We start from the raw sequence: 20058 nt of genomic DNA, 5'->3' as shown, positions 1-20058 counted from the left end.
GTCTGCGCGATGCGAACCGCATCCCGCTTGAACTCGTCGCTGTGTATCGCTGCCATATCCGGTCTCCTTGATGGCGAGTATTGCTCTCAAAAGACCGGAACGAAACCGGGACAGGTCCACCATGGGCATGAGCCTTGTGCCGATGATTGGCCCGGTGATCGGCGGTGTTCTGGATGAGGCGTTCGGTTGGCAAGCCAACTTCGGCCTGCTCTTGGGCCTCGGCCTGATCGTCCTCGCACTGTGCTGGGCCGACTTGGGCGAAACAGCCACCCTGCAGCGCCTCTCCTTCAAAGATCAACTCCGCACTTACCCCGCCCTGCTGAAATCTCGCCGTTTTTGGGGCTATTGTGGCGCCGCCGCGTTCTCGTCGGGTTGCTTTTACGCCTACTTGGGCGGCGCACCTTACGTTGGAACCGAGGTTTATCACCTGACCTCCTCGCGCATCGGCCTGCTGTTTGCGATCACCGCCGTCGGCTACATGGCCGGAAACTTCTTCGCGGGCCGCTACTCGGTGCGCTTTGGTATGAACAAAATGGTGTTGATCGGCACCACCATCACCACAATCGGCCTGATCGCCCTCGCGCTTGTCACCGCCGCTGGCCTCTCCAGCGCCGTGATGTTTTTCGGCCTGACCCTCACCATGGGCCTCGGCAATGGCGTGGCGCTGCCTTCGGCCAATGCAGGCATCCTGTCGGTGCGCCCAGACCTTGCAGGCACCGCCTCGGGCATCGGCGGTGCGATAATGGTCGGCGGCGGGGCGGCGCTGGCCTCCTTGGCCGGAGCCGTGCTGCCCCCCGGCTCGACCGAAATGCCATTAATCCTGTTGATGCTGGCCTCCTCCGTGCTCTCGATGCTCTGTATCCTTGCAGTGATCCGCCGCGCCCGCGCCTTGGGCCTCTAGCCGCTCCTCCCTCGCTGCGCAGCGGTCCTCGCTGCAGCGAAGCGCGCGCCAGCAAGCGAGGAGCGGCTTGACGCACCAACTTTGCAAAGCCTACCCTTGGCTTTGCAAAGGAGAGCATAATGACCATCCAAAAACTCTACGCCGGGGCCAAACTGCGTGAGCTGCGCGGTCGCCTCAGCCTCACCCAACGCGCATTTTCCGATAAACTCGGCGTCTCGCTGCCCTATCTCAACCAGATGGAGAACAACCACCGCCCGGTCTCCGCCACCGTGGTCCTCGCCCTCGCCCAAGAATTCGGCCTCGATGTCACCGAACTCAATGCAGGCGAAGGCGAACGCCTCGTCTCCGACATGCGCGAGGCCCTCGCCGACCCGGTATTCGCCAAAACCACCCCGCCCTTGGCCGACCTCCGCCTCGCCGCCTCCAACGCCCCGGCCTTTGCGCGCGCCTTTCTCGATCTGCACCGTGCCTACCGTCAAAGCCACGAACGCCTCGCTTCGCTGGACGAGGCTTTGGGCCGCGAAGACACCGCTTTGCGCGCCAGCCCATGGGAGGAAGTCCGTGACTTCTTTCACTATTGCAATAATTACATTGATGCCGTCGACCGTGCCGCTGAACATTTCATACTCTCCGCAGGCGTTGGAAAAGACGCACTTATTATCGCAACAGAGGCTCTTAACAAGCGCGGCATCAATGTTCAATTTTCCAACTTTGGCCCTTTGCGCCAGTTCGACCCCACCACCCGCACCCTCGCGCTCTCTGCCCGCGCTGCAAGCCCGACCCAACGCTTCCAACTGCTCTATCAAGTCGCCCTGCAAACCCAGAACGAGTTGATCGAGGCCACCCTCGATCTCGCGCAATTTCAAACCCCCGAGGCCCGCGACATCGCCAAAATCGGCATGGCAAACTACTTTGCTGGTGCCGCGCTGATGCCCTACCGCGCCTTCTTGGAGGCCGCGCAAGCCACCCGCCACGACCTTGAACGCCTCGCCGATCTGTTCGGTGCCAGCATCGAACAAGTTGCCCACCGCCTGTCGACCCTGCAGCGCCCCGGGGCCAAGGGCATCCCCTTCTTCTTCGTCCGCGTCGATCAGGCCGGCACCATCACCAAACGCCACTCCGCCACCCGGTTGCAATTTGCCCGCTTCGGCGGCGCCTGCCCGCTGTGGAACGTCCACCGCGCGTTCGAGACCCCCGGCCATTTCCTGCGCCAACTCGCTGAAACCCCCGACGGCGTGCGCTACCTGTGCCTTGCGCGCGACGTCTCGAAACCCGGCGGCGCGTTTCTCGCCCCGGTGCGCCGCTATGCCATCGGTCTGGGATGTGAGATCAGCCACGCCGCCAGCCTCGTCTACTCTGACGGGTTAGATCTGAAAGGCCGCTTCGAGCCAATCGGCATCTCCTGCCGGATCTGCGAGCGGCAAAACTGTCACCAACGCTCGGTGCCGCCGTTGGAACGCCGCCTGAAAGTAGACCCCGACCGTCGCGGCCTGCTGCCCTACGACATCGCCGACTGACCTCAGATCGCTGCACTGGCAGAGATGTTGAACGCTCCGCGAGGAGTATTTTCGCCAAGATGAAACACCAGGAATTTCACATTGGCTTAAATATCCCCGTCGGAGGCATCAACAGCAGACCAAAACGCGGCATTTCAGACACATCGCGCGGCAGCAGCGGTCGCGTGCCGCCTCGATGGCGGCCAAGACCGCCCCGCCGTATCAAGATGAACAAAGCGTTAAGTCCAAAACCTAACCTCTTGATAACGCTTGCCCTGAAACCCGGTCCCCGCGCGGGACCCTAGCGCTGCGACACCCGCCAGTTCTCATTGATCACCGGCTGCAAATTCGATCGCGCCAGACGCTTACCCAAAATGTGATCCGCCGCCTTCTCACCCGTCATGATCGACGGCCCGTTCAAATTGCCATTGGTGACCTGCGGGAAGATCGAGCTGTCCGCCACCCGCAACCCCTCGACACCGATCACCCGACATTCCTCATCGACCACAGCCAGTGGATCATCCCGCCGCCCCATCCGACAGGTGCCACAGGGATGATAGGCGCTTTCGACATGCTCCATCAAAAACGCGTCCAGTTCCGCATCCGACTGCACCCCAGACCCCGGCTGAATCTCGGCCTTCACATGTCCCTTCATTGCAGGCTGCTCAAACACCTCCCGCGTCAGCCGCACACAGGCCCGGAAATCCGCCCAATCCGATGGGTCCGACATATAGTTGAACAGGATCTTAGGCGCATCCTTTGGATCGCCCGAGCGCAACGCCACCGTCCCGCGCGACTTTGAGCGCATCGGCCCGACATGCACCTGAAAACCATGTCCCTCTGCCGCAGCCTTACCATCATAGCGCACCGCAATCGGCAGGAAGTGATACTCGATATCCGGGTAATCCACGCCCGCTTTCGAGCGAATGAACGCACAGGATTCGAACTGATTCGACGCGCCCAGCCCCTTGCCGGTGAACAACCACTGCGCCCCAATCAGCGCCTTGCCCCAGAGGTTCCAGTATTTATACAAGGTGATCGGCTTAGCCGCCTGAAACTGCATGTAAATCTCAAGATGGTCCTGCAAATTCGCCCCGACACCGGGCCGATCCGCCACCACTTCAATCCCGTGTTCCCGCAGCGCAGCCGCATCGCCGATTCCCGACAGCATCAGGATTTTCGGGCTGTTGATCGACGAAGCCGACACGATCACCTCGGCACGCGCGCGGATCACTTCAACCGAACCGCCACGCTCAATCTCAACCCCAACTGCGCGGCCATCCTCAATCACCACCTTGCGCGCAAAGCCGCGCACCAGCTTTACAAACCCGGTTTTCAGGGCCGGACGCAGATAGGCATTCGCCGCAGACCAGCGCACGCCCTTGAAAATCGTCGCCTCCATCGCGCCAAAACCTTCCTGCGCCTGACCGTTGTAGTCCTCGGTCACCGGATACCCCGCCTGCCGCCCGGCCTCGATAAACGCGTTGAACAGCGGGTTCTTGCGCGGACCCCGAGAGATATGCAGCGGCCCCGAGTTGCCGCGATAGGCCGCATCGCCCGAGTCCGAGCCATCCGCCTCGCCGTGCCAAGTCTCCATCCGCTGGAAATATGGCAGCACATCGGCGTAAGACCAGCCTTGCGCGCCCATCTCCTCCCAAGTGTCAAAATCCCGCGCATGGCCGCGCACATAGACCATGCCGTTGATCGAAGACGAGCCGCCAATCACCTTACCGCGCGGCGTCGCCAGCCGCCGCCCACCCAAGTATGGCTCGGGTTCCGACTGAAACCCCCAGTCGTAAATCCCCATATTCATTGGATAAGACAAAGCCGCAGGCATCTGGATGAACGGCCCGATATCACTGCCGCCCTGCTCGATCACCACCACGGTTTTGCCCGCCTCGGCCAGCCGATACGCAATCGCGGCCCCCGCCGACCCTGACCCAATGATCACATATTCCGCCGTCATATCTCTCTCCTGCCCGCCTGAAACCGGGCGCATCTTTCAGTTCGATCCGCACCAACACAGCGCCCCGACGCGCAGGGGTGGGAGGGTGGGAGGCGTGTCGGCGCGCGTTTAGTAAGGCGAATCCACCCGACCCATGCCGACGTAAACGCTTTTCACTTGGCTATAATGCTCCACCGCCGCATGGCCGTTTTCCCGGCCCACCCCCGACAGTTTCGATCCGCCAAACGGCATCTCGACTGGAGTCAAATTATAGGCGTTGATCCAGCACGTCCCCGCCTGCAACGCGCCAATCACCCGATGTGCCCGGGTGACGTCGGCGGTAAACACCCCTGCCGCGAGGCCGAATTCCGTCGCATTGGCCCGCGCCACGGCTTCTTCTTCGGTGTCAAAATCCAGCACTGCCATCACCGGGCCGAACACCTCTTCGCGCGCAAGCGTCATCTCGTCGGTCACATCGGCGAACACCGTGGGCAGCACAAACGCCCCCTCGGCCCCCGCCTGACCGCCACCGCACACCAGAGTCGCGCCCTCAGCCTTCGCCGTCTCGATATACCGCAACACCTTCGCCAACTGCGCCCCAGACACCAGCGGCCCCATCTGCGTCGCTTCATCCAGCGGATCGCCCAACCGGATCTTCGCCGTGCGTTCCGCAAGCCTTTTCAGAAACTTAGCCTTGATGCCCTTCTGCACAAACACCCGCGTGCCATTGCTGCACACCTGCCCAGCAGAGTAGAAATTCCCCAACATCGCAGCGCCCACAGCATCCTCGACGCTTGCATCATCGAACACCAGAATCGGCGACTTGCCACCCAATTCCATCGTCACATGCCGCACACCCTGCGCGGCCAGTGCATAGACCTTCTGCCCGGTCGGCACCGATCCGGTCAGCGATACTTTCGCCACACGGGCATCCGACACCAGGGCAGATCCCACCGCCCCACGCCCCTGCACCACGTTGAACAGGCCGGCAGGCAGCCCGGCTTCCACAAATATCTCCGCCAGCTTCAGCGCGCCCAAAGGCGTTACTTCGGACGGCTTGAAAATCATCGCATTGCCCAAAGCCAAGGCAGGGGCCGATTTCCAGCAGGCGATCTGGCTGGGATAATTCCAAGCGCCGATCCCCACACAAACCCCCAAAGCCTCGCGGATCGTATAGGCGAAATCGCGGCCCAGCGGGATCGTCTCACCGCCCACGCTCGGGGCCAGCCCGGCGAAATACTCCAACGCATCGGCACCTGACGGCCAATCGGCGACCAAGGTTTCCTGAATGGGTTTGCCAGTATCCAAGGTCTCCAACCGCGCCAATTCCGGGTTGCGTTCCCGGATCAAATCCGCCGCCTTGCGCAAAATGCGCGCCCGCTCCACCGGACGCGTCGCAGCCCATGCGGTTTGCGCCCGCGCAGCGCTCGCCAAAGCCTGCTCGATCACCGTCGCTGTCGCCTCATGCAACACAGCAATCACCGCCCCATTAGCGGGATAGAACACCTCAATCACCGCCCCGGCTGTATCTTCCATATAGCTGCCGTCAACGAAATGACTGGCCTTCGGCTGCGCCATCATGGCCTTGCCCCTTCCAACTGAGAATTCAAGTAATTCAACGCGGTAGCAATCGCCGCCGCTCGATCCGGTGGCCCTGATTTCAACACTTCGCGCAAGTATAACCCGTCGATCAGCGCGCCCAGACCGTCCGCCAAAGCCTCTGCCCGCTCGCCCGCCAAAGGCCGCAGCCCCGCCAAAAGGTTCGAGCGCAGCCGCCCCTGATACACCTTCAACAGCCGCTTGGCTTCCGGCACCGTCTGCGCCAAGACCCAGAAATTCAGCCAAGCGGCCACCGACTCGCGCCGAAAGTTCATCGCCGAAAACGACGCCGCCAGCACCGCCCGCAACCGACTTTCCGGCCCTTCCGCCAACGCCAAAGCCCCGCGCACTTCCGCGCCATACAGCGTCAGAATGTGCCGCATCGCCGCCAAAAACATCTCCTCTTTCGATCCGAAATAATGATGCGCCAGCGCGCTCGACATGCCCGCCCGCTTGGCGATCTGACTGACCGTCACGTCCAACGACCCCACCCGCCCGATTTCGACAATCGTGGCTTTGACGAGCGCCGCCTTTCGGATAGGCTCCATTCCAAGCTTCGGCATGATGCGGCCCTTGATAATAATGCTTGCCAAGGGCAGCTAGCTTGAAGTTTATTGACTCGTCAATCAACAAAAACAGGGAGCCCAACATGACCCTCAAATCGACGCTGCTCGCGTCCGCCGTCACCTTCGCCTTTGCGGGCTCAGCCTTCGCGGCGGGCTGCGATAAAGTCACCTTCTCGGATGTCGGCTGGACCGATATCACCGCCACCACTGCCGCCACCTCGCTGATCCTTGAAGCCTTGGGGTATGAGACGGAAACCAAAGTGCTTTCCGTGCCTGTGACTTACGAAGGCCTCGCCTCTGGCGACGTTGACGTTTTCTTGGGCAACTGGATGCCGACGATGGAAAGCAACATCGCCCCCTACCGCGATGCCAAAACCGTAGACACCGTGCGCACCAACCTTGAAGGCGCCAAATACACGCTTGCGACCAATGCCAAGGGTGCTGAACTCGGCATCAAGGATTTCAAAGATATCGCCGCCCATGCTGCTGATCTGGATGATAAAATCTACGGCATTGAGGCTGGCAATGACGGCAACAAGCTGATCCTTGACATGCTCGACAAGGACGCCTTCGGTCTGAAAGCCGCCAAGGTCGAGTTGGTCGAATCCTCCGAACAAGGCATGTTGGCGCAAGTTGCGCGCGCCGATAACGAAGGCAAAGCGGTGATCTTCCTCGGCTGGGAACCCCACCCGATGAACGCCAATTTCAAGATGAGTTACCTCACCGGCGGCGATGATTTCTTTGGCCCGAACCTTGGCGGTGCCAGTGTCGCCACCAACACCCGTGCAGGCTATGTCGCGGAATGCCCGAACACCGGCAAACTGCTGTCGAACCTGTCGTTCTCCCTGGCGATGGAGAATGAGATTATGGGTGCTATTCTGAATGATGGCACCGACCCGCGTGAAGCTGCCAAAACCTGGCTTGCCGCCCATCCCGACGTGATCGGCCCGTGGCTGGACGGTGTCACCACCAAAGACGGTGGCGATGCCAAAGCCGCGGTGATGGCCGCTCTGCAATAACCAAAACCAAGGCCCCGGCGAAAGATCGGGGCCTTTTCCTATCCAACGTGGGGACATTGAATGGACTGGTTGACGGCATATAAGATTCCGATCGGGGCATGGGCAAACACGATCTTCGTCTGGATGAAGACCAACCTCAGCGCGGTGTTCAACGTGATCGCCGATGGGCTGGAGGGCTTGATCAACGGCTTTCTCTGGCTGCTGCAAGCGCCCAACCCACTGGTGATCATCGCGATTTTTGTAGCCCTAGCATGGATTCTGCAGCGCAACTGGAAAATCTGCGTTGGTGTCGCCCTTGGCTTTATCTTCGTCGTCAACCAAGGTTACTGGAAAGAAACCACCGAAAGCTTGACGCTGATCCTGTCGTCCTGCGCCGTCTGCATGGCCATCGGCGTGCCCATCGGCATCGCCTGCGCCCACAACGCCAAACTGAACGCCGCTTTGTCGCCCGTCATGGATCTGATGCAGACGCTGCCAACCTTTGTTTACCTGATCCCGGCGATCATTTTCTTCGGCATCGGCATGGTGCCCGGCCTGATCGCCACGGTGATTTTCGTCCTCCCCGCGCCGATCCGGCTGACCGAGCTTGGCGTCGCCTCCACCCCCACCGCTTTGCTAGAGGCCGCAACCGCCTTCGGCGCCACCCCCAGCCAACGGCTGTGGAAGGTCGAACTGCCCTGGGCGCTGCCGCAAATCATGGTCGGGCTCAATCAAACCATCATGCTGTCGCTGTCGATGGTGGTGATCGCCTCCATGGTCGGCGCGAACGGTTTGGGCGTGCCAGTGATGCGCGCCTTGGCTTCGGTCAACGCCGCCAAGGGATTTGAGTCCGGTTTCGTCATCGTCGTGGTCGCCATCGCTTTGCGCGCCACCTTCCAGCGTAAGGTGTAAGCCATGGTAAATGCAGTAGAATTTGACCGCGTCTCCATTGTGTTCGGCGACCACCCCGACCGCGCTTTGCCTTTGATGGATCAGGGCATGTCGCGCAGCGATATTCAGACCAAGACCGGACAAATCTTGGGTGTGCATGACTGCTCGCTAACCGTGGCCGAGGGCGAAATCCTTGTGCTGATGGGCTTGTCTGGCTCTGGCAAATCCACCCTGCTGCGCGGTGTGAACGCGCTGAACCCGGTGGTGCGGGGCGAAGTCCGGGTCTGGGACGGCGCAAAAATGGTTTCCGTCACCAGGGCCAAAGGCGAATCTCTGCGCGGGTTGCGACTGTCGAAAATCGCCATGGTGTTTCAACAATTTGGCCTGCTGCCGTGGCGCTCTGTACGCGACAATGTCGGCTTAGGTCTTGAATTGGCAGGGCAATCTGTAGAGCAACGCCGTGCCAAGGTTGATCAACAACTGGCGCTGGTGAACCTGTCGCAATGGGCCGAACGCAAAGTCGGCGAACTCTCTGGCGGGATGCAGCAGCGCGTCGGCTTGGCGCGCGCCTTCGCCACCGAGGCCCCGATCCTGCTGATGGATGAACCCTTCTCAGCGCTTGATCCTTTGATCCGCGCCCGCCTGCAAGATGAGTTGCTCGATCTGCAAGCCAAGCTGAAACGCACGATCATTTTCGTCTCGCACGATCTGGACGAAGCCTTCAAATTAGGCAACCGCATCGCGTTGATGGAGGGTGGCCGCATCGTACAAATTGGCACCGCGCGCGAAATCATCGCCAACCCGGTCAGCGACTATGTGGCTGATTTCGTGGCGCATATGAACCCGCTTGGGGTGCTGACCGCGCGGGATGTGATGCAGGCGGGGTCTTGTGACGGCGCGTCGATTGACTGCGAAATGCCGGTCAAAACCGTGATGACCCGGCTGTGCAATGACGAACCAGAGTTGAATGTGACCGAAAACGGTGCCCATATCGGCGTGATCCGCGCCGCCGGGTTGATGGCCAAACTTATCAACCCGCGCGCGTAAATTAACCTTCGACAACATCCCCAGAAACGGCGGCCCCAGCTACGGCTTTCGGGGCCGCCGTTTTCTTTGCCGCAGGCTTTTTCGACGCTGCCGCCTTCGCCGGAGCCTTAACCGCCGCCTTCTTCACCGCAGGCTCCTTCGCAACCGCCGCTTTCGCCGCTGCCTTCTTCGCAGGGGCCTTCTTGCCCGACTTGCCCGCCTTTTCTGCAATCAAAGCAAGAGCTTCCTGCAGCGTCACCGCCTCGGGCGAAAGCTCTTTCGGCAAGGTCGCATTGACCTTCGCCCATTTCACATAGGGCCCGTATTTGCCCGGCATCACCTGCACCGGCCCGCCATCGGGATGTTCGCCCAAGGCCCGCAATGGCTCTGCCACCGCCGCCCCGCGCCGCCCTGCCGCCTTCAGCGCCAGCACTTCCACTGCGCGGTTCATCCCGATGGTAAAGACTTCCTCAACATCCGGGATATTGGCGTAAACCGTGCCGTGCTTGACATAAGGCCCAAACCGCCCGATCGCCGATTCGACCATTACGCCATCTTCCGGGTGCGGCCCGATCTGGCGCGGCAAAGACAGCAGCTCAATCGCCCGCTCCAGCGTCAAGCTGCCCGATTCCCACCCTTTCGGCAGGCTAGACCGCGGCGGTTTCGGCGCTTCTTCAGACGCCTCGCCCTTCTGGACATAGGGCCCAAACCGCCCGGCGCGCAGGCTGATCTCAACACCGTCGGCATCAACACCCAGCACCCGGCCATCCACCGAGCCGCCCTCCTCACCCGAAATCGGGCGGGTATAGCGACACTCAGGATAGTTGCCACACCCAATGAACGCCCCGCCAGACCGCGAGGTTTTCAGATGCAGACGCCCGGTGCCGCAGCTGGTGCAAATCCGCGGGTCAGAGCCATCCTCGCGCAACGGATACAGATGCGGGCTAAGGAAATCATCAATCTTATCCAGCACTTCGCCAATACGCAGATCCGCCGTCTCGGCAATCGCCGCCGAGAAATCCCGCCAGAACCGCGCCAGCACTTCTTTATAATCCCGCTCACCCGCCGAGACATCATCCAGCTGCGATTCCAGATCAGCGGTGAAATCATACTCGACATAGCGGCGGAAAAAGTTGGTCAGAAACGCCGTCACCAAGCGCCCCTTATCCTCGGGGAACAGACGGTTCTTGTCCTTGCGGACATATTCGCGGTCCACAATCGTGGTGAGCACCGACGCATAAGTCGAGGGCCGTCCGATCCCCAATTCTTCCATCCGCTTCACCAAAGTTGCCTCGGTGTAACGCGGCGGCGGCTGGGTGTGGCTTTGGCTGGCGAGAATTGCGCCATCCGGGCTGATCACGGCTGAGGGCACGCGCCGCAAGGCCGCCTTGCCTTCGATCAAGTCGAAATCATCCTTGCCCGCTGCATCGGCCTGCTTCTTGAACGCGGCCTCAAAGCCGCCTTTTTTCGGCGCAGCGGCCTCACCCTGCATGATCTGCGGCAGACGGCCTTCGTCTTCATCCTCGTCGTCGCGGCCTTCCTCGTAAACCTTCAAAAATCCATCAAACAGAACCACTTGACCATTGGCGCGCAGGCCCACTTGCCCGTCCGCGCTGCCGATTTCCACCACCGTCCGCTCCATCCGCGCCCCGGCCATCTGGCTGGCAATGGTGCGCTTCCAGATCAGCTCATACAGGTTCTGCTGATCGCGTTCCGACAGGCGCAATTCGGTAGGTGCTGCGCCCATATCGGTCGGGCGGATACATTCATGCGCCTCCTGCGCGTTTTTCGCTTTGTTCTTATAGATGCGCGGCGCGTCGGGCACATAGGCCGGACCAAAACGCTTGCCAATCTCGGCCCGCGCCTGCGTCACCGCTTCGGGGGCCATATCAATGCCGTCGGTCCGCATATAGGTGATGTGCCCCGCCTCATACAGCCGTTGCGCCGCCGACATACAGGCCTTGGCGCCCATGCCATATTTGCGACTGGCTTCCTGTTGCAGCGTCGAGGTCATGAACGGCGGATAGGGGTTGCGCGAGGCGGGCTTGGCCTCCACCGACAAAACGTTCAATGTTCGAGAAGTGACAGCATGAACCGCCAATTCTGCCGCTTCCACCGTCGGAATGTCGAATTTATCTAACTTGCGTCCGCCCAAAACCGTCAGGCGGGCCTCAAATTCCTGCCCCCGCGGGGTGTTCAGCACCGCCGATACCGACCAGAACTCCCGCGCCCGGAACGCCTCAACCTCCATCTCACGCTCAACGATCAAGCGCAGGCAGACCGATTGCACCCGGCCCGCCGAGCGCGATCCCGGCAGCTTGCGCCACAGCACCGGCGACAGCGTGAAGCCCACCAGATAATCCAAAGCCCGCCGCGCGAGATAGGCGTCAACCAAGGGCTGGTCGACCTGACGCGGATGCTTCATGGCCTCGGTCACGGCCTCTTTGGTGATCGCGTTAAAGGTCACGCGGCTGACCTTTTTGCCCTTCTTCAAAGTGCTGGCGAGCGCTTCTTGCAGATGCCAGGAAATCGCCTCGCCCTCACGATCAGGGTCAGTCGCGAGGATCAGCGTATCGTCGGTTTTCAGCGCCTCAACAATCGCACGAATGTGCTTTTTGCTGTCCGCCGCCACCTCCCACAACATGTCGAATCCGTTCTCGGTATCGACAGAACCATCCTTCGGCGGCAGGTCACGCACGTGGCCGTAAGAGGCCAAAACCACATAGTCCGAGCCAAGATATTTGTTGATTGTCTTGGCTTTAGCGGGCGATTCTACAACGACAACGGGCATGAAATTCCCTTGAAAACAGGCATATGTGCGGCGAGGCACCATGTGGGGGTTTGTGCGGCGATGTCAACCGGGGCGATTGGTAAAGCCCGTGTGCGTTGCTTTCCTGTGGGCAGTGACCGCTTTCACGTTGGCCTAAAATGCTCTCGCCGCAGGCATCCGGCGCAGACGAAGCAAGCCTCTGGCGGGAGTATTTGTGCCAAGATGAAATCCGCAGCGCAAAGCGCCCGCGAGGGCGCGATAAGCGATCAGTCCACCCGGCTCAGCAGTCCACCCGATTGCCGTAAAATCCGCCCTTCTAACTCCAGCGAGATCAGCGCGGGCGACAGCAGCCCCGGTGGCAAGGCCAGATCGCGGATCAGTTGATCTTCGGCCAGGGGGCTGGGGCCAAGTCGCGCCAAAATCTGACTATGCACCGCAGAAATATCTGCCAGCGGGCGGCGCTGCGGCACCGGGCCGGGCAAAGGCTCGGGCACCTCGACCGGCTCGACGGGCAGCGGCGCTTGCGCCACAAAATGCCCCTGCACCCCGATCGCCTCCAACACATCCTGCGCCGATCGCACCAACACCGCGCCATCGCGCAGCAGCATATTACAACCCGCCGCCCGTGCATCAAACGGATGGCCGGGCACCGCCAATACCTCACGCCCTTGATCCAGCGCGTTTTTCGCCGTGATCAGGCTGCCCGAACGTGCCGCAGCCTCGACGACCACCACCGCCCGCGCGAGGCCCGACACGATGCGGTTCCGTTGCGGGAAATGCCGGGCTTGCGGCGCCAGCCCCATCGGCTGTTCCGAAATCCGACAGCCGCGCGCCGCAATCGCCACCGCAAGCTCGGTATTCTCGACCGGATAGATCACATCTACCCCGCCCGCCTGCACCGCCACCGTGCCGGTGTCCAACGCCGCCTGATGCGCTTCGGCATCAATGCCACGCGCAAGACCCGAGACCACAACCTGCCCAGCCTGCGCCAGACCCTCGACCAACCGCCGCGTCATCCGCAGCCCCAATGAAGACGCATTCCGCGCCCCAACCAGCGCCACCATCGGCCGTGCCAGCAGGCCAATGTCGCCCTGCGCCCATAAAACCGGCGGCGCATCGGGCAAATCCATCAAAGCCTGCGGATAGCCATCCTGCCCCCACAACAAAAGCCGCGCCCGCGCCAACCGCGCCTGCGCCATCTCGGCCCGCACCACTTCCAGCGGACACAGGCTATACTCCTCCACCCCCGCCGCCCGTGCGATCCCCGGCAGCGCCGCCAGCGCGCCCTCCACCGAGCCATGATCCGCCACCAGCCGATGGAACGTCACCGCCCCCACACGACGCGAGCGAATAAGGCGAAGCCACAGCAACGGGTCCGCGTCAAAGGCGCCGGAACTGGGGGTGTGGGGTATCTGCAAACCCGTTGCCATCTGCGCCTCGCCTCATTCACGATTCGCAGTCTGCATCGGGATCGGTTAACAACTGATGAATGGTCATGAACCTCTGTCGCGTGTTGCGTTCCCCTCCAGACTGGACTGAACCGGTCATCCATCTGGACTTATCAAAACCCGCAATTGGCTGATTGCCCTGTGCTCCATTCTTTGATCAAATGAGGCCTCATATAGCCATCCGTCACGCGCACCTGCAAGGAAAACGCCATGAAAAACGCTGAAATCGCCCGCCGCCGTACCGACAGCATCTCGCGCGGGGTGGGAGTGCAGACTGAAATCTACGTTGATCGCGCGCTGAATTCCGAGGTTTGGGATATCGAAGGCAACCGCTACATCGACTTCGCGGCGGGCATTGCCGTGGTCAACACCGGGCATTGCCACCCGAAAGTCATGGCCGCCGTCACCGCACAGATGTCGAAATTCACCCACACCTGCCACCAAGTGCTGCCCTATGAAAACTACGTCCGCTTGGCCGAGCGTCTGAACGCGCTTGTCCCCGGTGAGTTCGCAAAGAAAACCGTGTTTGTGACCACGGGTGCCGAAGCCGTTGAAAACGCAGTTAAAGTCGCCCGCATCGCTACGGGTCGCAACGCCATCATCGCCTTTGGCGGTGCCTTCCACGGCCGCACCCTGTTGGGCATGTCCCTCACCGGCAAGGTCGATCCCTACAAAAAAGGCTTCGGCGCGATGATCCCCGATGTCTACCACGTGCCCTTTCCGCAAGAGATCCACGACATCACCACCGATCACGCGATGGCTGGCATCACCAAGCTGTTCAAGGCTGATCTTGACCCCAGCCGCGTCGCCGCCATCATCCTTGAACCCGTGCAGGGCGAAGGCGGCTTCTACCCCGCGCCGAAAGACCTGCTGCGCGCCATCCGCAAGCTGTGTGACGACCACGGCATCGTGATGATTGCCGATGAGGTGCAAACCGGCTTTGCCCGCACCGGCACCATGTTCGCGATGGAGCAATCCGGTGTGGCCGCCGACATCACCACCATGGCCAAGGGTCTGGCGGGTGGCCTGCCACTGGCCGCGCTGACGGGTAAAGCCAGCCTGATGGACGCCGCCCACCCCGGCGGCCTTGGTGGCACCTACGGCGGCAATCCCTTGGGCATCGCCGCCGCCAATGCCGTGCTGGATGTGATCGAGGAAGAACAACTCTGCGCCCGCGCCAATGAACTCGGTGGCCGGCTGAAACAGCGGCTTGAAGCGATCCGCTCGGTCACCCCCGAGATCGTGGACATCCGCGGCCCCGGCTTCATGGTCGCCATCGAATTCGCCAACCCGACCAACTTTGAGCCCGACGCAGGCTTCACCACCCGCGTTCGCATTGAGGCGCAAAAACGCGGCCTGATCCTGCTGACCTGCGGCGTCTACGGCAACGTCGTGCGCTTCCTCGCCCCGATCACCATCCCGGACGCCCATTTCGCCGAGGCGATGGATATTCTGGAAGCGGCGGTGGCTGCGGCACGGTTGGGGTAAGGGCTGGCAGGCCAAAATAGTGAAAAGGATACATCCGGACCGCGTTCCGGATGTATTCAGCTTGGACTAATCTTGCTTGACGTGAGTATCCTCAGTTATGCACACTTTGCCTAAAAGGAGCTCATATGAAACTGGTCCTAACTATTGCCATCTCATTGTATGGCACCATGTTCACAATGGCTACCTTCGGACATATCGGTGCCATATTTCTCATTGTTCCATGGATATTTTACTACGCTTCATTCAAGAATAAAGAAAAATTACCCAGCAACATATTGCTTCCGAAAATTCGGCTGTGTTTACACAACAACTCTTGCTTGAAAAAGCAGAAACGCAACTCTACGACAGCCTAATTGATCGAGCGAATGCGAACATAGAGAAAATTCACTCGCCGTATAGACAAACAGTATCTATAAGCAGTTTAGGTGTTAAGAATTTCTCACGGTTTAGAAAAGACCTTATCGAATATTTGCAAAGTAATCTTTCCGATATAGACAAACAAAATTTGACTTTTATTGGAATAAGTTTCAAAGACTTTGCTAATGCGGGCATTATCGATAACATAGTAAATCAGATTGATGAAATTTCTCAATCAGAAGCCGTGACCTAGAAAGAAATTAATATAATTTCCCTATAGAATATGAAAAGATGTGCGCAAACCTATTGCAAAAATCGGGATGGGCAACACAGACCACTCCGACGAATGGTGACCAAGGTGTCGATCTAATTGCAAAAAAGGATAACTTAGTTTGGGCGTTTCGATGTAAGCTCTACGCCTCTCAAGTCGGAAACTTCGCGGTTCAAGAGGTCGCTGCTGGCAAGCTTCACTATAAAGCGGACCGCGCGGCTGTCATCGCGCCTAACAGCTTCACTTCCAGCGCTAGGGCATTGGCGCAGAGCAACAACGTGGTCTTACTACATCACGACGATCTTCTGAAACTTAAGACACGCTAACAACTGCGTTGCGCAGCACTCACACAAACACGCAAAGTCCCCTTACCTCCCCTGCCGCACAAACCGTTGTTCCAGCACTTCCTTGCCCCATTGCTGCCCCGGCCTCTCCTCTACCAACTCAAACCCATGCGCCTCATACAAATGCCGCGCTGCCGACAGCCCGCTGAAGGTCCACAGATGCGTCGCCTCAAACCCCTGCGCATCAACAAAGTCCAGCGCCGCCGCCAGCAACCGACGCCCCGCCCCCGAGCCCTGCACCGCGCCGTCAGTGATAAACCAGCGCAGATGCGCCAGATTGACGCCCGGATCTTCGCCGTCAATCGCGATGGACCCCACGATCTCCCCACCCCGCAGCGCCGCCCATATCGCGTTGCGCGGGCTGTCCAGCCGATCACTGAACCCGGCCAGCCCGCCCGCCACCACGCTTTCAAAACGCTGGCCAAAGCCCGAATTCTGCGCATAATACAAAGCGTGCATCTGGGTTATCCGGGCGATCAAACCGCTCCGATACCCCGCTGCAATCTCAACTGCAGGCAACGCGGGCGAATACGCCACAGCCGCGCTCAAGGCCTCGGCATAAAGCTGCAACCCCTCCAACACAACCCGCTCCTGCCCCGGCTGCAACCGCGCCAGCGCTGCCGACACCTGCGCGCGCGCGAAAGCATGTATCGCCATAACCCGCCGCTGCCCGGCCTCGGTGAGCGCCAAGATTTTGACGCGGCCATCCCCGCCGACCTGCTCCTCCACATCGCCGCCTACGACCAGCTTGCGCAGCATCCGGCTGACGCTGGATTTCTCCAGATGCAGAAGAAAGCCCAGATCGCGTGCCGTCACCCCGCCAGCCGTCACCCCACTCGCCGCAATCTCGATCAAAGCATGCACCGCTGAGGGCGACAGATCGCCGCCCGCGAAATCACCGCCCATGAACCCCAGTTCCCGCACCAGCAGCCGCGCCGCACGGCGGATTGCCTCTATAGAATCTGCAAGCGGAGCGTTGGGCATCGGGCAAGTCCATAAAGTTGTATAGTACAACTATATTTCCATTCTGCCGATGCTGTCAATTCTGATAAATCCCGCACAAGCCGCGCGTCCGGCCCGATGCCCCGCCTCCGTCGCTGAACAGCAATATCGCGCTCACCCGTCACGCTGACCAATCGCCCGCCTCCCAGCGCGCGACAAACCCCCAATCAATCCTTAACACCCCCCGTCTAACCCCTTGATCCCCCACAACCCGCCGCCCTGTCCACCCGTGGACACCCTCGGCCAAGCCCTCTCCCCCCTTCCCCCCTCCCCCGCCCCGCGCTATCACCTTCCCGAAGCAGGGAGCATCCATGACCACCAGCCAAGGCATCAGCCTCCAGAACGCGGCCGTCACCCTCGGCGGCAAAAGGGTCTTGTCCAACCTCTCCCTGACCCTGACGGAAGCACGCATCGGCATCATCGGCCGCAACGGCTCCGGCAAAACCACCCTGCTGCGCCTGATCGCGGGCCTGATCCCCCCCACCACCGGCAGCGTCAGCATCGACGGCTTTGATCCCGCCGACCGCAAAGCCATCCTGCCCCGCCTCGGCATCCTGTTCCAAAACCCCGACCACCAGATCCTGTTCCCCACCGTGGCCGAGGAACTCGCCTTCGGCCTGCGCCAGCAGGGCCAAACCGAAGCCCAAGCCGCCGCCGCCGTCACCCAACTGCTGCAGCAAGAATCCCGCGCCCATTGGGCGAAAGCCCTGACCCACACCCTTAGCCAAGGCCAGCGCCACTACCTCTGCCTGCTGTCGATCCTGCTGATGCAGCCCGGCACGATCCTGCTGGACGAGCCCTTCGCGGGCCTTGATCTGCCCACCCAAATCCGTCTCGCCCGTCGCCTTGCCGCCCTGCCGCAGCGCATGATCACCATCACCCATGACCCCGCCGCCGTGGCCGTTTGCGACCGCGTGCTTTGGCTCGACGCCGGAGAAATCCGCGCCGATGGCCCGCCCGGCCCGACACTGCAAGCTTTCACCGCCGAGATGGCCCAACTCGGAGAGCAAGATGCTGACACTCACCTCGCCGATTGAAACCTATGCCCACCGCATCCCGGCAAGCGTCAAAATGGCCGCCTTCGTGGCCCTTACCGTGCTCTTGTTCGCGACCCCACAGCCATGGCTGCTCGCCCCGCCCGTGGCCGCCCTGATCCTGTCCTGCGGCCCGGAGTTCGCCCTACAAAGCCTCAAAAACCTCCGCCCGCTGATCCCCCTCATCCTCATCCTCGCTCTCTGGCACCTCTGGTTGCGCGACCCCCAAGGCATCACCCTGATCACCCGGATGATCATCGGCGTGGCTGCCGCCAATTTCGTCACCATGACCAGCAAACTGACCGAGATGACCCGCACCATCGAAACCCTCGCCCGCCCGCTTCGCCCGATCATCGCACCCAAGACCCTCGCCCTCGCTATTGGTCTGACCATCCGCTTCATCCCCACCATGCTGATGCGGGCCGAACAGATTACCGAGTCATGGCGCGCCAGATCGCCCAAAAGCCCCGGCTGGCGGATCTTCCTGCCCACCACCCTCGCCGCCCTCGACGATGCCACCCATACCGCCGAGGCCCTGCGCGCCCGAGGTGGCTTGGGCTGAACCCCAGCCTGCGAAACCCCAAATCCACACGCCTATGTCCGACAACCCCCGAACCCGGCTGTCCAAAAATAGCAGTTGCCCTTTGCCAGACCCGCAGCCTAACTGCCGCAACGCAAGCAGGAGAGCCCCATGGAAAAGAACCTCACCCACATCGCCCTTTTCGCCGCATTGATCGCGGTGCTGGGGCTGGTGCCGAAAGTGGACCTCGCCGCAGGCGTGCCGATCACCGCGCAAAGCATGGGCATCATGCTGTGCGGCACCGTGCTGGGGGCCAAACGCGGCGCACTGGCGGTGATTTTGTTCCTTGTCGTCGGCCTGATCGTGCCGGTGTTCCCCGGCTTTATGACGACATGGCAGAAAATCCAGTCGCCCAGCATCGGCTATATCATTGGCTTCCCGGTTGCCGCCTTTGTCGCGGGCCTGATCACCCAAAACACCAAACTGGCACTGTTCCCGGCGGCCTTCATCGGTGCCATCCTCGGCGGTATCATCGTGCTTTACGCCTTCGGCATTCCCGGCATGGCGATCATGCTCGGCAAACCCCTGCCCGACATGGCACTCGCCGCCGTGGCATTCCTGCCCGGTGATCTGATCAAAGCCACCCTCGCCGCCTTGATCACAAAATCCATCGCCCAAATGCGCCCCGAAGCTCTGCTGTCGCGCGGGTAGATCAAAACGACTATACCAGAGCGGCGGGATACATCCCGCCGCTTGCCGCTATATAGAGAATACATGACCCAGAGGCCCGCGCCGAGGTCGCTGCGATACTCATACAACTGCAGCCAATGATGGAGTTGATCTGCGATCATTGCGGGTCTCGTCGCCGCAGTTTGCGAAGGCGCCATAGCCGCAACGACATTTGCCCTACGATGCTTTCTTGATCCAACCCCGCAAGAAGCTGCTTGGGCCTCCCGCCGCAGCTGCGAGGCCACCGACAAGACCGCAATCGAGGCATTTGGCTTCCCAGACAGCAAAGACTCCGAAACCAGACTGCTCTCGCATTCGCTGATCCAGCAAGAGCTTGCGCGTCAGGAAGCAGACGTCACCTTGCTGCAAGCGGCTAATGGCGTTGTTCCAAAGCGTCTTTGGTCAAATGTTGCTGTACTGGATCGCCCGCCACATTTGTGATCTCAGGATGCGCTAGAAATGTCCCGGCTTCAATCGCGCAGGAGCAAACCAACCGTACCAAAGCTTCCTGCACGCTTCAGCGCCTGCCCAAACTGACCGCAACGCAGCCTTACCCTAGAGCAAGTCACCTTCAATCGGGACCATATCCTGCGGCTTTGAAGTAGTTTCTGCATTCCTGGCTATGGAATAGATCGCAGACTGCACCGACGGCGGTCCAGAGGGCTTGGTACGT

17 protein-coding genes are annotated in these 20058 nt (G+C 60.8%); 11 read left to right on the top strand and 6 right to left on the bottom strand.

What is annotated here, in order from left to right; translation table 11 throughout:
• The first annotated feature begins 121 nt into the window (after positions 1 to 121).
• Positions 122 to 901: an MFS transporter gene (locus tag ACP7AP_RS22465; protein WP_426037899.1), complete on the top strand. Its 780-nt coding sequence runs from the start codon at positions 122 to 124 to the stop codon at positions 899 to 901.
• A gap of 119 nt (positions 902 to 1020) precedes the next feature.
• Complete coding sequence (locus ACP7AP_RS22460) at positions 1021 to 2418, top strand: helix-turn-helix domain-containing protein (protein ID WP_426037897.1); 1398 nt, start codon at positions 1021 to 1023, stop codon at positions 2416 to 2418.
• A 280-nt stretch (positions 2419 to 2698) separates the two neighbouring features.
• On the opposite strand, the gene betA is transcribed toward ACP7AP_RS22460, so the two are convergent.
• From betA to betI, 3 genes are all read right to left on the bottom strand, one after another.
• On the bottom strand, positions 2699 to 4363 hold the full coding sequence (gene betA / locus ACP7AP_RS22455; RefSeq protein WP_426037895.1) for a choline dehydrogenase: 1665 nt from the start codon (positions 4361 to 4363) through the stop codon (positions 2699 to 2701).
• A gap of 108 nt (positions 4364 to 4471) precedes the next feature.
• Positions 4472 to 5923 carry a betaine-aldehyde dehydrogenase gene (betB, locus tag ACP7AP_RS22450; protein WP_426037893.1) on the bottom strand — a complete coding sequence of 484 codons (1452 nt, stop codon included), beginning with the start codon at positions 5921 to 5923 and terminating at the stop codon, positions 4472 to 4474.
• A complete protein-coding gene (gene betI / locus ACP7AP_RS22445; RefSeq protein WP_426037891.1) occupies positions 5920 to 6504 on the bottom strand; it encodes a choline-binding transcriptional repressor BetI in 585 nt (194 codons plus the stop codon). The genes betB and betI overlap by 4 nt, the downstream gene beginning before the upstream one ends.
• A gap of 86 nt (positions 6505 to 6590) precedes the next feature.
• Here betI and choX point away from each other — a divergent pair, with 86 nt between their 5' ends.
• The 3 genes from choX to choV are packed head-to-tail and all read left to right on the top strand — an operon-like array spanning position 6591 to position 9443.
• Positions 6591 to 7526 (top strand): choline ABC transporter substrate-binding protein, encoded by a 936-nt coding sequence (gene choX / locus ACP7AP_RS22440; RefSeq protein WP_426037889.1) that lies wholly within the window; start codon positions 6591 to 6593, stop codon positions 7524 to 7526.
• 60 nt (positions 7527 to 7586) lie between these two features.
• Positions 7587 to 8417, top strand: a complete 831-nt coding sequence (gene choW / locus ACP7AP_RS22435) for a choline ABC transporter permease subunit (RefSeq protein ID WP_426037887.1) — start codon at positions 7587 to 7589, stop codon at positions 8415 to 8417.
• Positions 8418 to 8420: 3 nt separating this feature from the next.
• Positions 8421 to 9443, top strand: coding sequence for a choline ABC transporter ATP-binding protein (gene choV, locus ACP7AP_RS22430; RefSeq protein ID WP_426037885.1), 1023 nt, complete (start codon positions 8421 to 8423; stop codon positions 9441 to 9443).
• 1 nt (position 9444) lies between these two features.
• On the opposite strand, the gene topA is transcribed toward choV, so the two are convergent.
• On the bottom strand, positions 9445 to 12213 hold the full coding sequence (gene topA, locus ACP7AP_RS22425; protein ID WP_426037883.1) for a type I DNA topoisomerase: 2769 nt from the start codon (positions 12211 to 12213) through the stop codon (positions 9445 to 9447).
• Between the two features lie 245 nt (positions 12214 to 12458).
• Positions 12459 to 13622, bottom strand: coding sequence for a DNA-processing protein DprA (dprA, locus tag ACP7AP_RS22420; RefSeq protein WP_426037881.1), 1164 nt, complete (start codon positions 13620 to 13622; stop codon positions 12459 to 12461).
• 228 nt (positions 13623 to 13850) lie between these two features.
• Between dprA and ACP7AP_RS22415 the strand changes: the two genes are divergently transcribed.
• From ACP7AP_RS22415 to ACP7AP_RS22405, 3 genes are all read left to right on the top strand, one after another.
• On the top strand, positions 13851 to 15128 hold the full coding sequence (locus tag ACP7AP_RS22415; RefSeq protein ID WP_426037879.1) for a 4-aminobutyrate--2-oxoglutarate transaminase: 1278 nt from the start codon (positions 13851 to 13853) through the stop codon (positions 15126 to 15128).
• Between the two features lie 295 nt (positions 15129 to 15423).
• On the top strand, positions 15424 to 15738 hold the full coding sequence (locus tag ACP7AP_RS22410) for a hypothetical protein (RefSeq protein ID WP_426037877.1): 315 nt from the start codon (positions 15424 to 15426) through the stop codon (positions 15736 to 15738).
• A gap of 23 nt (positions 15739 to 15761) precedes the next feature.
• On the top strand, positions 15762 to 16082 hold the full coding sequence (locus ACP7AP_RS22405) for a restriction endonuclease (RefSeq protein WP_426037901.1): 321 nt from the start codon (positions 15762 to 15764) through the stop codon (positions 16080 to 16082).
• 42 nt (positions 16083 to 16124) lie between these two features.
• Here the strand turns inward: ACP7AP_RS22405 and ACP7AP_RS22400 are convergent, their stop codons facing one another.
• Positions 16125 to 17084, bottom strand: a complete 960-nt coding sequence (locus tag ACP7AP_RS22400) for a bifunctional helix-turn-helix transcriptional regulator/GNAT family N-acetyltransferase (protein ID WP_426037875.1) — start codon at positions 17082 to 17084, stop codon at positions 16125 to 16127.
• Between the two features lie 329 nt (positions 17085 to 17413).
• Between ACP7AP_RS22400 and ACP7AP_RS22395 the strand changes: the two genes are divergently transcribed.
• The 3 genes from ACP7AP_RS22395 to ACP7AP_RS22385 all read left to right on the top strand — a co-directional run bounded on the left by ACP7AP_RS22395 (position 17414) and on the right by ACP7AP_RS22385 (position 19367).
• Positions 17414 to 18139: an energy-coupling factor ABC transporter ATP-binding protein gene (locus tag ACP7AP_RS22395; RefSeq protein WP_426037873.1), complete on the top strand. Its 726-nt coding sequence runs from the start codon at positions 17414 to 17416 to the stop codon at positions 18137 to 18139.
• Positions 18114 to 18698 (top strand): CbiQ family ECF transporter T component, encoded by a 585-nt coding sequence (locus ACP7AP_RS22390; protein ID WP_426037871.1) that lies wholly within the window; start codon positions 18114 to 18116, stop codon positions 18696 to 18698. Before ACP7AP_RS22395 ends, ACP7AP_RS22390 begins: the two co-directional genes overlap by 26 nt.
• A 129-nt stretch (positions 18699 to 18827) precedes the next feature.
• Positions 18828 to 19367 (top strand): biotin transporter BioY, encoded by a 540-nt coding sequence (locus ACP7AP_RS22385; protein WP_426037869.1) that lies wholly within the window; start codon positions 18828 to 18830, stop codon positions 19365 to 19367.
• The last annotated feature ends 691 nt before the right edge of the window (positions 19368 to 20058 follow it).

This window comes from Cypionkella sp. TWP1-2-1b2 (genome assembly GCF_049896245.1).
Taxonomy (GTDB): Bacteria; Pseudomonadota; Alphaproteobacteria; order Rhodobacterales; family Rhodobacteraceae; genus Cypionkella.
This window is presented reverse-complemented; position numbering and strand designations above follow the sequence as displayed.

Excerpts from the sequence above, each read along its gene's own strand:
- ACP7AP_RS22465 (WP_426037899.1), top strand. The coding sequence starts at position 122 with ATGGGCATGAGCCTTGTGCCGATGATTGGCCCGGTGATCGGCGGTGTT.
- ACP7AP_RS22460 (WP_426037897.1), top strand. The coding sequence starts at position 1,021 with ATGACCATCCAAAAACTCTACGCCGGGGCCAAACTGCGTGAGCTGCGC.
- betA (WP_426037895.1), bottom strand. The coding sequence starts at position 4,363 with ATGACGGCGGAATATGTGATCATTGGGTCAGGGTCGGCGGGGGCCGCG.
- betB (WP_426037893.1), bottom strand. The coding sequence starts at position 5,923 with ATGATGGCGCAGCCGAAGGCCAGTCATTTCGTTGACGGCAGCTATATG.
- betI (WP_426037891.1), bottom strand. The coding sequence starts at position 6,504 with ATGCCGAAGCTTGGAATGGAGCCTATCCGAAAGGCGGCGCTCGTCAAA.
- choX (WP_426037889.1), top strand. The coding sequence starts at position 6,591 with ATGACCCTCAAATCGACGCTGCTCGCGTCCGCCGTCACCTTCGCCTTT.
- choW (WP_426037887.1), top strand. The coding sequence starts at position 7,587 with ATGGACTGGTTGACGGCATATAAGATTCCGATCGGGGCATGGGCAAAC.
- choV (WP_426037885.1), top strand. The coding sequence starts at position 8,421 with ATGGTAAATGCAGTAGAATTTGACCGCGTCTCCATTGTGTTCGGCGAC.
- topA (WP_426037883.1), bottom strand. The coding sequence starts at position 12,213 with ATGCCCGTTGTCGTTGTAGAATCGCCCGCTAAAGCCAAGACAATCAAC.
- dprA (WP_426037881.1), bottom strand. The coding sequence starts at position 13,622 with ATGGCAACGGGTTTGCAGATACCCCACACCCCCAGTTCCGGCGCCTTT.
- ACP7AP_RS22415 (WP_426037879.1), top strand. The coding sequence starts at position 13,851 with ATGAAAAACGCTGAAATCGCCCGCCGCCGTACCGACAGCATCTCGCGC.
- ACP7AP_RS22400 (WP_426037875.1), bottom strand. The coding sequence starts at position 17,084 with ATGCCCAACGCTCCGCTTGCAGATTCTATAGAGGCAATCCGCCGTGCG.
- ACP7AP_RS22395 (WP_426037873.1), top strand. The coding sequence starts at position 17,414 with ATGACCACCAGCCAAGGCATCAGCCTCCAGAACGCGGCCGTCACCCTC.
- ACP7AP_RS22390 (WP_426037871.1), top strand. The coding sequence starts at position 18,114 with ATGCTGACACTCACCTCGCCGATTGAAACCTATGCCCACCGCATCCCG.
- ACP7AP_RS22385 (WP_426037869.1), top strand. The coding sequence starts at position 18,828 with ATGGAAAAGAACCTCACCCACATCGCCCTTTTCGCCGCATTGATCGCG.